The 12561-nt window shown below is 62.3% G+C and carries 13 protein-coding genes; 9 read left to right on the top strand and 4 right to left on the bottom strand.

Annotated features, from left to right (window positions below; all coding sequences use genetic code 11):
* Positions 1 to 17: 17 nt before the first annotated feature.
* From CRO06_RS11125 to CRO06_RS11110, 3 genes are all read right to left on the bottom strand, one after another.
* Complete coding sequence (locus tag CRO06_RS11125; protein WP_026949240.1) at positions 18 to 401, bottom strand: hypothetical protein; 384 nt, start codon at positions 399 to 401, stop codon at positions 18 to 20.
* A 415-nt stretch (positions 402 to 816) separates the two neighbouring features.
* Positions 817 to 1785 (bottom strand): DMT family transporter, encoded by a 969-nt coding sequence (locus tag CRO06_RS11115; protein WP_026949242.1) that lies wholly within the window; start codon positions 1783 to 1785, stop codon positions 817 to 819.
* 116 nt (positions 1786 to 1901) lie between these two features.
* Positions 1902 to 2369, bottom strand: coding sequence for a CopD family protein (locus tag CRO06_RS11110; RefSeq protein WP_022994940.1), 468 nt, complete (start codon positions 2367 to 2369; stop codon positions 1902 to 1904).
* A gap of 255 nt (positions 2370 to 2624) precedes the next feature.
* Between CRO06_RS11110 and CRO06_RS11105 the strand changes: the two genes are divergently transcribed.
* From CRO06_RS11105 to CRO06_RS11085, 5 genes are all read left to right on the top strand, one after another.
* Positions 2625 to 3386: a M90 family metallopeptidase gene (locus CRO06_RS11105; RefSeq protein ID WP_022994941.1), complete on the top strand. Its 762-nt coding sequence runs from the start codon at positions 2625 to 2627 to the stop codon at positions 3384 to 3386.
* A gap of 185 nt (positions 3387 to 3571) precedes the next feature.
* Complete coding sequence (gene gpgS / locus CRO06_RS11100; RefSeq protein WP_097058446.1) at positions 3572 to 4702, top strand: N-acetylglucosaminyl phosphatidylglycerol synthase; 1131 nt, start codon at positions 3572 to 3574, stop codon at positions 4700 to 4702.
* A complete protein-coding gene (gene gpgD / locus CRO06_RS11095; protein ID WP_022994943.1) occupies positions 4686 to 5459 on the top strand; it encodes an N-acetylglucosaminyl phosphatidylglycerol deacetylase in 774 nt (257 codons plus the stop codon). Before gpgS ends, gpgD begins: the two co-directional genes overlap by 17 nt.
* On the top strand, positions 5456 to 6451 hold the full coding sequence (gene gpgF / locus CRO06_RS11090) for a glucosaminyl phosphatidylglycerol flippase (protein ID WP_233916846.1): 996 nt from the start codon (positions 5456 to 5458) through the stop codon (positions 6449 to 6451). Before gpgD ends, gpgF begins: the two co-directional genes overlap by 4 nt.
* Before the next feature lie 87 nt (positions 6452 to 6538).
* Complete coding sequence (locus CRO06_RS11085) at positions 6539 to 8029, top strand: alpha/beta hydrolase family protein (RefSeq protein WP_097058444.1); 1491 nt, start codon at positions 6539 to 6541, stop codon at positions 8027 to 8029.
* Between the two features lie 75 nt (positions 8030 to 8104).
* On the opposite strand, the gene CRO06_RS11080 is transcribed toward CRO06_RS11085, so the two are convergent.
* On the bottom strand, positions 8105 to 9811 hold the full coding sequence (locus CRO06_RS11080; RefSeq protein WP_097058443.1) for a sulfatase family protein: 1707 nt from the start codon (positions 9809 to 9811) through the stop codon (positions 8105 to 8107).
* Between the two features lie 128 nt (positions 9812 to 9939).
* Between CRO06_RS11080 and CRO06_RS11075 the strand changes: the two genes are divergently transcribed.
* The 4 genes from CRO06_RS11075 (at position 9940) to CRO06_RS11060 (ending at position 12548) form a co-directional block, all read left to right on the top strand.
* Entirely contained in the window at positions 9940 to 10872 is a 933-nt protein-coding gene (locus CRO06_RS11075; protein WP_097058442.1) for a LysR family transcriptional regulator, read from the top strand.
* A gap of 130 nt (positions 10873 to 11002) precedes the next feature.
* Positions 11003 to 11575 carry a TetR/AcrR family transcriptional regulator gene (locus CRO06_RS11070; RefSeq protein ID WP_022994948.1) on the top strand — a complete coding sequence of 191 codons (573 nt, stop codon included), beginning with the start codon at positions 11003 to 11005 and terminating at the stop codon, positions 11573 to 11575.
* A gap of 40 nt (positions 11576 to 11615) precedes the next feature.
* A complete protein-coding gene (locus CRO06_RS11065) occupies positions 11616 to 11918 on the top strand; it encodes a YciI family protein (RefSeq protein ID WP_097058441.1) in 303 nt (100 codons plus the stop codon).
* Positions 11919 to 11936: 18 nt separating this feature from the next.
* A complete protein-coding gene (locus CRO06_RS11060) occupies positions 11937 to 12548 on the top strand; it encodes a DNA-3-methyladenine glycosylase I (RefSeq protein ID WP_022994950.1) in 612 nt (203 codons plus the stop codon).
* Positions 12549 to 12561: the final 13 nt, after the last annotated feature.

Below are 12561 nucleotides of genomic sequence, written 5' to 3'. Positions count from 1 at the left end.
TGGCGGTGTTGTTGGGGTTAGAGCGTGGAGAACGCGGGTGGGGCGCGGGGATCCTGTGGCCGATGGTGCTCGACAACCGCCGCCACCAGGGGACGGTTCAGGGGAGACGGGCCGGGGCGCGACGGTGACGGCGCCGCCGACGGCAGCCACGGTAACGGAGCCGCGTTGTCGTCGTGGTGATCAGCGGCGAAAGCCTCGCAACGGACCTGATACCCGGAGGGCAAAGCAAGTTGAGCGGCACCGTCCAGGGGCCGGGTATGCGGTCCGCCTTCGCGGGTGTCCAATGCCTGGCCGGAATGCGGCGCGGCAAGCAGCATCAGCACCCATAGCAGATGGGCGAGCAGGCTCCCCGCCGGGGCACGGCGGTGGGAGCGAAGGCTGCGGGACGGCGGTACGGCCAAATCGAATATCCGGTGGTGGTGAACTCAGGTCGCCAGGTTGAACCGGCTTGATCCAGGCTACTGCTGGACAATAGTGGATGGTAGCGCGATCAAATGGGGGCGGCGAGGATCGACTTCAATGAGCGCAGTGGAAAATCGAAATCGTGATATAGAATTGGCCTTAATAAGATTGCCTATATCATTGAAATTAAAGCAATCAGGACTCCAATCAACATCATGGCTAAAAGCAAGGTAGCCGCCATGGACAGGCCCCGGGCCCATAAGGTCGAGGGCCGGCCCGTGGGATCCATGCGACCTTCGGCCATGGCCCGCAGATCCCGGTGTGCCCACCACCAGACCACCGGTCCCAATGGGGCGAACAACAACAGGCTGACCACTGCCAGTACCAGTAGCGGGCCGCCACGGTCCGGTTGGATCATGCGCGGGCGGCCCGGCGCTGATCGATCCAGCGCTTTAGCACTCGCCGTATCGCGCCCCAGCGGTTGACCAGCAGCGCCAGGAAGATCATCGCGCAGCCGCCCAGTTGGGTGGCGCTCATGGTCTCACCGAACCAGAGGGCGGCCAGCAGCGCGGTCCACATCGGCTCCAGGATCATGATTACCACGCCATGACTGTGCATGGACAAGCTCTGCGCGTAGGTCTGCAGAAAGAAACGCGCGGCGGTGCCCAGGGTGGCGCTGGCGATCACCCAGGCGGCGATCACCAGCCCCAGTTCGCCGGACTGGAAAGTGGGGCGCCAAGGCTCCAGCAACAGGGACGCGGTGCCGGTGACCAGGCCCACGGTAACCAGCACCACCGAGGTCAGCGCCAGTGCCGGTACCCGTTCCCGGGTGGTGATCCGGCCGCCGCTGCCGGTGATGGTGGCGTTATTGGCGGCGCGGGTATTGAGGGTGAAAAACAGGGCGAAAATCATCGCCGAGGCAAGGAAGAACAATTGCCCCAGTTCAGCCTGGAAACCGCCATCCAGCGACAGTAGCGCCAGCCCGCACACCGCCACCGGCAGGGCCAGCCAGGTACTCAGCGGCGGCTGCTCCTTGAACACCAGGCGCGCCATGACCGGGACCAGCACCACGCCAAGGCTGGTGATGAAAGCGCCTTCACCGACGTGATTGCCGTAGTGCAATCCCATGATCCAGAAACTCATGGCGGTGCCGAACACCATGCCTACCTGGACGCTGCGCCAATATTTGTCCCGGTTCATGCGGCGCAATTGCCGATGACCCACCAACGCCAGAATCAGGCCGGCCAGCAGGAAACGCAGACACATGAATAGAAGAGGCGGCATCAGTAACACCGCCTCCTTGGAGAACATCCAACTGACCGCCGCCAGCAAGGTCACGCAGACCAGCAGAAGATCCGATTTGGTCGAACTGGGAAGGGCCATAACTCCGCTACAAGTGTGGGGCCGCATTGCACGGCGATGCGGATTCTAGCACGGCGGCATGGCGGCTTCACCGGCCACGGCCCAGGCCGTGGCATCGCTGGATCCGAAACAGACTCTTAGAAATAGGGGCCGGCGGCGGCGATGCTGATCACCAGCAGACCCAGCAGCAGGTTGATGCCGACAATGCGCCGGATCTGTCCGATCTGAAACGCGGCGTCGGCGTTATGGCGGACCGTTACCGCCTGGCGCAGGCGGCGAAAGGGCGCAAAGTAGACGTGGGCGAACAGCGCCATCATTACCAGGCCCAGCGCCAGCATGGTATGCACATAGGCGCCAGTGGAACCCATGCCGCCATAGACACCGAACACCATCCACAGGCCGGTGATCAGCAGCACCGCCACGCAACCCCACACCCAGCGGAAAAAACGGTCCAGCGTGTGCAGCCACAGGCGTGGCCGGGACTCCGGATCCAGAGTGGCGCCCATGGCGGGGCGCAAAGCCATGTAGGCGAAAAACATGCCGCCAACCCAAATCACCGCCGCCAGTATATGCAGCACCAAAGGCACGGCCATGGACAACACCATTGTTTTCTCTCCCAGGGATAAAAGCGGAAAAAGCATCAGCACGGACGCAGGAACGAAGTGTAGCAGGAGGCGGAGGGGGCAGCACGACAATCGCCGCTCATGCAATACGCCAGGCCGATCCGCTGGCTTGCCAGCGAATCGGCGTGCGGGTGTGCTGAAACAGCCTGCAATCGTTCCGTGCTTGTACGTGTGGCGGGAACGGGGCAAGCTGCCTGAGCGCTTCCGCGCGACCCTGTTCCACCTGCTGGACCTCTCATGTTTGACCGTACCCGTCTGTGGCTGGAAAACCGACGTTTGGCCCGTTTGCCGGTGACCCGGGAACAATGGGAAGACGCCATTGCCGACTGGGCGCCAGCACGGCGTTACCAGGGAGAGCGCCGCGAGAGGCTGTTCCAGCAGACGTTGCGCTTCCTGTTGCGTAAGGAGTTTCGCGGCGGCGGTGATTTCCAGGTGACTCCGGCCATGGAATTGAAGATCGCCACCATGGCGGTAGTGATGATCATGGGCCTGGATCTGGATTGGTATGACGGTTGGTACACGGTGATCGTCTACGAGGACGCTTTCGTCACACCCGGCGATGAAATGGACGAGTTCGGCATTGTTCACAGTGAGGGACGGGTGCTGGCTGGCGAAGCCTGGGACCGGGGGCCGGTGCTGCTGTCCTGGCAGGACGTGCAGGCGGCGTCATCGGAGCCGGGGTTCAATGTGGTGCTGCACGAGATGGCGCACAAGCTGGATATGCGCAGCGGCAGCGCCAACGGCGCGCCTCCTCTGCACCACGGCATGGATGCCCGGGTCTGGCATGATACCTTCACGCGGGCCTGGAGCGCGCTGGAACAGGCGGAGCGGGACGGGGAGCCTTTCCTCGATCCCTATGCCCTGCAGGATCCGGGGGAATTCTTCGCCGTGATCACGGAAAGCTTTTTCGAGACACCGGAGCCTCTCGAACAGATTCTGCCGGAGGTCTATGGCCAGCTGGCGCAATTCTATCGCCAGGACCCGCTGCGCGCCCGCTGACGCGTTTTACAACCCTTTACCAGTCCGGCCTCAGGGAATTCGCGGGGTTGTGAAATTTTTCCTCCTTTCCTATTGAACGCTTGCGCCGTTCGTCCTATCACAATATTGAAACCCCCGGGTCATTACCGGGTCACAAATCGGTGCTGTCCCGGGCGCTCACCACAGGCGAGAGAAAGGAGTCACGCTTGAGAGTCATCGATACCACTTTGTTTTATGCGCAGTCCAGCGGCGGGGTGCACACCTATGTGGACAGCAAGCGCAAGGGGCTGTTGGCCAGGGACATGGAACATAAGGTGGTGTACCCGGGCGCGGAGACGGTGCTGCAGGGGGACTTCATACAACTGCCGGCACTCAACCTGCCGATGGCGCCGGGCTTCCGCTTCCCAACCCGGGTGGGATTGTGGAGTCACATCGTCGCCGGTTTGCAGCCGGATCTGATCGAGGCCGGTGATCCCTACACGCCTGCCTGGGCGGCCCGGCGAGCGGCGCGAATGCTGGACGTGCCGGCGGTGGCGTTTTACCACTCCGATCTGATCACGCTTCTGCACAACCGCATCAGCCCGGTGCTGGACGGGGCCACCCGCGCCTACGTCCGGAAGCTGTACGACGGATTCGACCTGGTGCTGAGCCCGTCCCGGGTGATGGCCGAGCGGCTGTGGGACTGTGGACTGCATAATGTGGAAATCCAGCCGCTTGGCGTGGACGCCCACGTTTTTCACCCCAATCGGGCCGACCCTCTAGCCCGGGCGCGGCTGGGACTCGGAGAGCACGAACGGTTATTGGTGTTCGCCGGCCGGGGCTCCCAGGAAAAACATCTGCCGGTGTTGTTCGACGCCTTGCGGGAACTGGGTTCGGGTTACCACTTGTTGCTGATCGGGACCGGGCCGCAACCGGAGGCGCCGGGTAACGCCACGGTATTCGAGCATTTCATGCCAGCGGCGGAAGTGGCGGTCTGGCTGGCGTCATCGGATGCGCTGCTGCATGCCGGAGATCAGGAAACCTTCGGTCTGGTGGCGCTGGAGGCGATGGCTTCCGGCATCCCGGTGATTTGCGCCGACGGCGGCGCCTTGCCGGAAGTGGTGCCGGAGGACTGCGGATTAAGGGTGCCTCCCCATGACGGGGTGGCCATGGCGGCGGCGGTACGCGCCTTGTTCGAGGAGCACGATCCGGTGTCCCTGGGTGAGCGGGCCCGACGCCATGTGGAAGCGGAGCATGGCTGGGACAAGGTAGTGGACAGTCTGGTGCGCCACTATCGCCGGCTGATTGGCGCCCGTCCTGAAACGCGGATATCGGAACATCATGGCCCCCAGACCTGATTCCCGCCCCGACAGCGCCTTCCTGTTGTCGCTGCACGATGTATGCCCGGCGACCTGGGCGGATTATCAACCGTTATTGCGTGCCCTGGAGCGCCACCCGCGAATTCCGCTGACTCTACTGGTGGTACCGGACTTTCATGGCGGCGGGCGCTTTATCGACGACGAGCCTTTTTGTCAGGCGCTGGAACAGCGCCGCCGACGCGGTGACGAACTGGTGCTGCACGGTTATTTCCATCATGACGACAGCCCGCCACCGACCACGCCGGGGGGGTGGGTGCGCCGGCGTTTGTTGACGCACGAAGGTGAGTTCGCCGCCCTCGACGGAGAAACGGCGGCAGCGCGCATACAGCGAGGCCTGGCGATGTTTCACCAGCTCGGCTGGCCAGCCCGCGGCTTCGTGCCACCGGGGTGGATGACCAGCGCAGGCTCCCGCGCCGCCATCGCCGAGGCCGGGTTTTCTTATTGGACCGACCGGGACGGCTTCCATTGCCCGGGCAGCGGCCTGTTTCTGGCGACACCGACACTGGTATGGTCCGCCCGCTCGCCGTGGCGCCGCGGTTTGTTCCAGGGCGTCAATCTGGCACGGGAATGGGTGTATCGCTCCGCGCCGGTATTGCGTCTGGCGGTGCACCCGGTGGACATGCGCCACCAACGCTCGCGGCGGGCCTGGATCGCCACCATTGAGCGGCTGGCCGGGTGCCGCCGGGCGTTGACCAAGTCCCAATGGCTGGACGAGTTGACAGGGGACGCGGTGTGAGGCGCCGCTGGTGGCTGTTGCTCCTGGCTCTGGGGCTGGGCGCGCTGGTGCCGCTGGTGCTGGGGGGCGCCGGCGCCTTTCACGGGCTGACGCTTATTCCGGCGGGTTGGTTGCTGCTGATGGTGGCGATGATCTTCCTGTGCTGGAACCTCAATGCCTGGCGGCTGCGCATCATGCTGGCGGAGCGCGCCGAAGGGCTGGGCCACGGCGGTGCGCTCGCCACGGTGATGGCCACCGAATGCGCGCTTAACGCCACCCCCGGCGGTAGTGGCGCGCCCTTTACGCTGGTGGCGCTGCTGCGCCGCTACCAGGTGACACCGGCCACCGCCACGGCGGTGTTCGCGGTGGATCAGATCACCGACCTGGTGGTGTTTCTGGTGTTATTGCCGACAGTGGCGCTGTATGGGTTGAGCCGTTATCTGGATTTGGAGGGCTGGTGGCAACTGGTTTTACCGATGGTACTGCTGGGGCTGGCACTGTTGCTGTGCTGGCTGGTGGCGAACCGGTTCAGTGACATCCTGCGGTTCACCGACCCTTGGCTGGAACGCTGGCAGGTGCCGCTGCGGCGACGGCGTGCCCTGGCACGGGCGCTGCTGCGCTTTCGCCAGAGCATGGCGGAAACTCTGCGAGTGCCGCGCCGCCGGTTGATGGCCCTGTTCGGTCTGTGTCTGGCGCACTGGTTGCTGCGTTATTCGGTGATTTATCTCACCGTGCTGGCGCTGGGCAAACATGTGGACTGGGTGTACGGCTTCTTTGTACAGATGATGGCGATGGGAGCAGGGTATCTGACCTTGCTGCCCGGTGGCGCCGGCGGGGCTGAGGTTGCCGGCGCCGCCTTACTGACCCCCTGGCTGGGAGCGGTGACCACCGCCACGGTGTTGCTGGTGTGGCGGTTCATGACCTTTTATCTGTACTTGCTGGTCGGCGGCGGCTGTCTTTTGGCACTGGCCGGCCGAGAAGCCACGGCGATGCTTGGCCACGGGGAGCGCTGATTTTGTGATTGACGTCACATTTTTGACTGTGCTTTATTCAGGGCGGGAATGACCAGAACCACATAACAATACAAAAAGGATTTCGATATGCCATCCACCTGCAACGTGACTGGCCGGACCCGTTTGTCAGGTGTAGTGCTGCTTGCCGTTAGCCTGATGATGTTGTCCGGCTGCGCCCGGCTTTTCCCCAAACCCCAATACGATCAGGGCGACCCCAATCGCCTGCACCACATCGGCAGCGACCTCAACGGGGCCTATGATCCGTATTCCATCGAACCGGCCGACTTCAAATCAATGGACCGGTTCCAGGCCGAGCGTGGTGTTGTCCCCCAGGATGATGCCGGCAACCGTAATCTATATGCCCGCTACCAGGCGCTGTTGGACGACATTGAAGCAGACATGCTGGCGCGGGCGCGGCGGGAAAAGGGACGTGGCGGAGACACGCTCAAGGTACTGTTGTTTTTCCATGGCGGTCTTAACCACCCCAGTTATAACGACGAACGCCTGGACCGTTATCTGGCGGAGATGGAGTGTGACGGTTTTTATCCGCTCTATGTCAGTTGGCGCTCTGGTGCTTTTGTCTCGTTCTGGGACCGCTTCACCTCGGTGCGTAACGGTGGCATTGCCCGTGGCCCGATGGCCCCGGTGCGAGGCACGGTTTATACCCTGAGCGACACCTTGAGCGGTCTGGTGAAATTTCCGGAAACCGGTTGGGACGTGACCGCCAACAGCATCGCCGCCGCTGACGCGAGACAGCGCGGCATGGATCGGGACCGGCCCGACTACCAGGACGATGAGGCCCTGTACTGGCCGGAGAGCGAGCCCTATTCCTTCCTGGATCAGACGCTGTATCGCACCGGGCAGGTGGTGCCGGGCGTGGTCCGTCTGGTGACCACGCCGGCGGTGCAGGGCCTGGGGACACCGGCCTGGAGCATGATGCTGCGGCGCACCAAGCATCTGACCACCATGGAAGCGGACGTGCTTGGCTACAACGAGGACTATTGTGGTGACGATTGCGCGGTGGAAGGCAATGGCGTGGTGGCGGTGCTGGCACGGCGTCTTGATGAGCTGAACCGGCGTTTGCCGGCGGGCATGACCATGGAAATCACATTGGTCGGGCACAGTATGGGCGCCATCGTCGCCAACGAGCTGGTGTCTTTGTACCCGCAACTGCCGTATAAAACCATCATCCATATGGGGGCCGCCGACAGCAGCCGCAACTGGATCGACAAAACCTATCCCTGGTTGAAGGCGCACGCCGATGATCCGGACGTGGCGTTCTATAATCTGGTCTTGCATCCCACCAGCGAAGAAAGGGAAGTGCGCGGCTATTTTCTGATTCCCAACGGCAGTCTGCTGGTGTGGCTGGATGACATGCTGACGCAACCGGATCACATGCTGGATCGCCGCTCCGGCCGTTGGACCAACGCCCGGCATTTACTGCCGTTTTACCGTGATGCCGGCAATGCCTACCTGAAAGTGTTTCCCGCCAACGACGACAGCGTGCCGCAGAATCACGGCGATTTCGGCAAGTTCCGTTATTGGCGGGAGGACTTCTATTGGGGGCGGGAAGGTTAAAAAAAACGGTCCCATGCCGTTTCACATGGAACCGCCATAAAAAGCGCCGCGGGGGAGCCGCGGTGTTGTTCTCCGTCAAAGTCGGTAAAGAAAGGTCGGGCCGGGGAATTCCTGGCCTTCGTCCTTGCCAATTTCGGCGGCCACCAATTGGTTGGTTTTTTCGTTCATGGCCATCAGCAGAGGCTTTACCTTCTCCGGGTCGGCCGCGAGATTGTTGAGCTCATCCGGATCGGTATGAGTGTCATACAACTCCAGATCGTTATGCGCTCGCAGCGTTTCCCAGTCCGTCGGCGTGTGATGGCTGTCGGGACTGAAATAGCGCGCGAACTTATAGCGGCCGTCGTGCACCCCCCTATGCAGACCCCGATTACCCAATTCGGGGCCCAGGCGCAGTTGCTTGAAAAAGTCGGCGAGCATGGCCATGGGCGTGATCTCATCCCCCTCCTTGGCCAGCCGCCGGGTCGCTTCCGGATCGGTGTAAAGCAGCACGCCATAGGCGAACAGCACGCCCCGATCATCTCGTTCGGTGGTTTTGCCGTTGAGTGCCGGGCTCAGGTCCACGCCTGGCGTGTCGCACTTGTGTTTGCCCGCGCTGGCGAGCCCCACCAGAGTGGGCAGCAAATCCACCGTGCTGCCCAGATTGTCCACCCGGCGTCCGCCCTGAACATCCGGATGGCGGATGATCAGGGGCACGCGGCTGTTTTCCTTGTAGATCAGCGGGCCTTTTTGGCGCAGTCCCTGGGCGCCCGCCATTTCGCCGTGGTCGGCGGTATAGACGATGATGGTGTTGTCCCACTGGCCGCTGGCCTTGAGTGCCTGCAGCACATGCTCCACCTGACGGGACACATCGCGAATGCAGTTGAAGTAGTAGCTTTGATTGGCGCGCCAGGCGGCTTCGTCCTGTTTATCGATGTGGCCATAAATGGCGTCGAGTACCTGGGCGTAAGAGCGGTGGCACCAGGGTTTGTCGATCAGATTGGCGCGATGGAAGGAGCGCGGTAGCGGAATATGACGCCAATCCGCCTCGTACACCGGGTCGTTGGGCGGCGGCCGCAGCGGCGCCATGAAATCAGGATTGACCCGCGACTGTTCCTGCCGCGCGCCGCTGGAGAAGAACATGATGTCGTGGGGGTTGACGAAATTCACCGCCAGCATCCATGGCTTGTCCACCTGGTGACTGCGCCGCGCCAGCCAGTGACTGGCTTCGCCGGCCACCATGCGATCGGCCAGATAACCCTGCCATACCGAGCCGTGCACATCGCCGGTGAGGTTGTAGTCGTGGAAGCCGTATTCCTCCAGAGCCTTGTCCCGGCTTGGGTAGCTGCCATAGAGCAGACCCGGACCGTCCTCAATGTCCGATAAGTGCCATTTGCCCTTATAGGCGGTGTGATAACCCATCTCCTGAAAGAAGTGGCCGACGGTGGGCAGATCCGGGTTCAGAGTGGGAAAGGGCGGCGCATGCAGGTTGGCGGTCATGCCGGTGCGCATGGTGTGCTGTCCGGTGTACATCACCGAGCGCGACGGAGAACACGGCGAGGTGTTCACATGATATTGGTTGAAGCCCACGCCCTCGGCGAGCAGGGTCCGATGCGCCGGCAGATCCAGCTCCGCCGGCAGATCCATCCAGGAGCGTTCCTGGTCCGATACCAGCAGCAGTACATTAAGCGGCCGGTCACCGCCGGTCGGCGAGGGAGCGCGGGCGCCGGCGGGGCGGCTGACTCCCAGCGCGGCGGCCCCCAAGGCCAGGTGTTTGAGAACGGTGCGCCGATCCGGTCCGGTCATGATGTGCCCTGCTATTGGTTATTGGATGACCGGAGTATGCCGGGATCATTGATAAACAGGGTGAATAAATCCATTCTTGTTATTTATGAATGTTCCAAGATGGCCGGATGACAACAAGGAGAGCGCCGATGTGGCCCCTGCAGCAGCTGGTTCAATTCCGGGCGGTGTACGAGCACGACAGCCTGTCGGCGGCGGCGCGTGCCCTGGGGATGTCACAACCGGCCCTGAGCCACAGTCTCGGTAAGCTGGAAGCGCGTCTCGGCGGTGCTCTGTTCCAACGACACACGCGCTCCCTGCGCCCCACCGACCTGGCCCGGGCGTTGTACAAGCAGGCGGGCAGGGTGCTCGACGAAGTGGCCGGGCTGGACCTGCTGGTGGCCCGTTTCCACGAAGGGCGCAGCGGCCTGGTGCGGATCGGCTGCGGACCTTTCGCGCCGGATATTCTCGGCCAGAGCCTGGCCGGACCGTTACGGCGCGAGGGCAGCGGGATCCGGCTGGATCTGCACGCGGATCAGTTTGATGCCCTGCAGGAGGGGCTGTACGCCTACCGGTACGACTTTCTGGTCTATGACCGCCCGCAATTGGAAACCCTGGCGGATCAGGCCGATACCGTGGTTCAGCCGTTGCGTCATTTGCCGCTGCGGGTGGTGGCGCCGGCGGCCTGGGTCCGCGGGGAGAAAGAACCGGTCGGAGAGGATCCTGCCGCTGCCCGGGCATTCATGGCACGGATGCCATGGGCATTGCCGATTGTGCCCATGGAGTATCGGCAAAGGCTGTCACCCTGGTTCCAGGCCTTGCTGGAGCAGCGCAAGGGTGCCGAGTATCAGATGGCGGCGATCAGTTCCTGTCTGGCGTTGTGCCGGGCCGGACAGGCGATCACGGTGGCGCCGGATTTGCTGATCGAGGCGGATATCGCCTCGGGACATCTGCTGACACTGCCTTTGGATACCGGAGTGCGGGTCGATGTCAGTGCCTGCCGGCTACGCTCTCATCCATTGTCCGACGCCGCGGCGAGGGTCTGGCAACTGCTGGGAAAACGGGACAGCTCGCCCTGGCGCTGAACGATTTCCAGGAGAGAGATTTTTCGCCACTATCACCGCCAGTTGACAAAATAGGATGCATGTCCTAGTTTGGCTTTTTAGGGCAAGCGTCCTATTGCAAGGTTAATAACGGCCGGACAGGGTGGCGTTCATGGCAAAGGTCAGCACGCGGGAGCGTATTGTCGCGGAGGCGGATGAGCTGTTTTACCGCAAGGGATTCGAGCGGACTTCGTTTTCCGACATTGCCGAGGCGGTGAACATTTCCCGGGGCAATTTCTATTATCACTTCAAAACCAAAGACGACATTCTTGACGCGGTGATCCAGGCGCGTCTCGGCAAGACTCAGGTGATGCTGGATCAGTGGCACGCGCGGGGGGATTCACCGCGAGCCCGTATCCGCAGTTTCATCCACATCCTGATCGCCAATCGCACCCGAATCATGCAGCACGGTTGCCCGGTGGGAACGTTGTGTTCGGAATTGGCCAAACTCGACCATCCTTCACGGGCGGAGGCCAATCGTCTGTTCACTTTGTTTCGCGACTGGTTGCGGCATCAATTTTCACAACTCGGCTGCAGCAGGAACGCGGATCGTTTCGCCTTGCATGTTCTGGCCTGGAGCCAGGGTGTGGCCACCCTGGCCAATGCCTTTCACGATGAGCGCTTTATCCGCGAGGAAGTGGCGCACCTGGAACAATGGCTTGAAAACTGCGCCGAAGCGGCGTGAGGACAACAGCTGGGAATCCTGGAAAGAGGGGGAAGCACCCATGTTTATCGTGTTATTGAAGTTCACCGGTGACAAAGCCGAGGCTGGCCGCTTGATGGCGGCGCACAAGGACTGGATCGAACAGGGTTTCGCCGCCGGTGTGTTTGTACTGGTGGGTAGTTTGCCCGGCGGCACGGGTGGCGCGTTGATGGCCCGCGGTGTATCGATGTCCGACCTGAAGGAGCGAGTTGGTGAAGACCCTTTCGTCCAGGAAGGCGTGGTCAGCGCCGAGATCATTGAGATCGAGCCGGGCCGAGCGGATCCGCGTTTGCGGTTTCTGGCCGATGACGCCGCGGCCATTTGATCGTACAAGGAGCAGGTGATGACGGATACCATGGTTGGCGCCGACGGCCAAACTCGCTGTCGCTGGTGCCAGGCGGCGCCAGAGTTTTTGCATTATCACGACAATGAGTGGGGCTTTCCGGTGGACGATGATCACCGGCTATTCGAAAAACTCTGCCTGGAAGGGTTTCAGTCCGGGCTCAGTTGGCGAACCATTCTGAACAAGCGGCCCCGTTTCCGTGAAGTCTTCCGCCACTTTGACTTCAACAGGATTGCCCGCTTCGGCGACCGGGACGTGGCGCGGCTGCTGGAGGACCCGGGTATTATCCGCCACCGTGGCAAGATCGAGGCGGTGATCAACAACGCCCGACGGGCCCGGGACATGGTGGAACAAGAAGGGACCTTGGCGGCGTTTCTCTGGCGCTATGAACCGGATGAGGCGGGCCTGCCGGCGCCCCAGACCGTCTCCATCTCTCCGGAGTCTACGGCGCTTTCCAAGGCGCTGAAGAAACGCGGATGGAAGTTCGTTGGGCCGACCACGATGTACGCCTTCATGCAATCAATGGGGCTGGTCAATGATCACGCCCACGGTTGTGTCATGAGAGAGGAAGTAGCGCGGGCGCGTGAAAAGTTCATCCGTCCGCGCGGGTAAAACGAGGCGCGGC

The sequence above is a fragment of the Alloalcanivorax xenomutans genome, from assembly GCF_900217905.1.
Classification (GTDB): Bacteria; Pseudomonadota; Gammaproteobacteria; order Pseudomonadales; family Alcanivoracaceae; genus Alloalcanivorax; species Alloalcanivorax xenomutans.
This window is presented reverse-complemented; position numbering and strand designations above follow the sequence as displayed.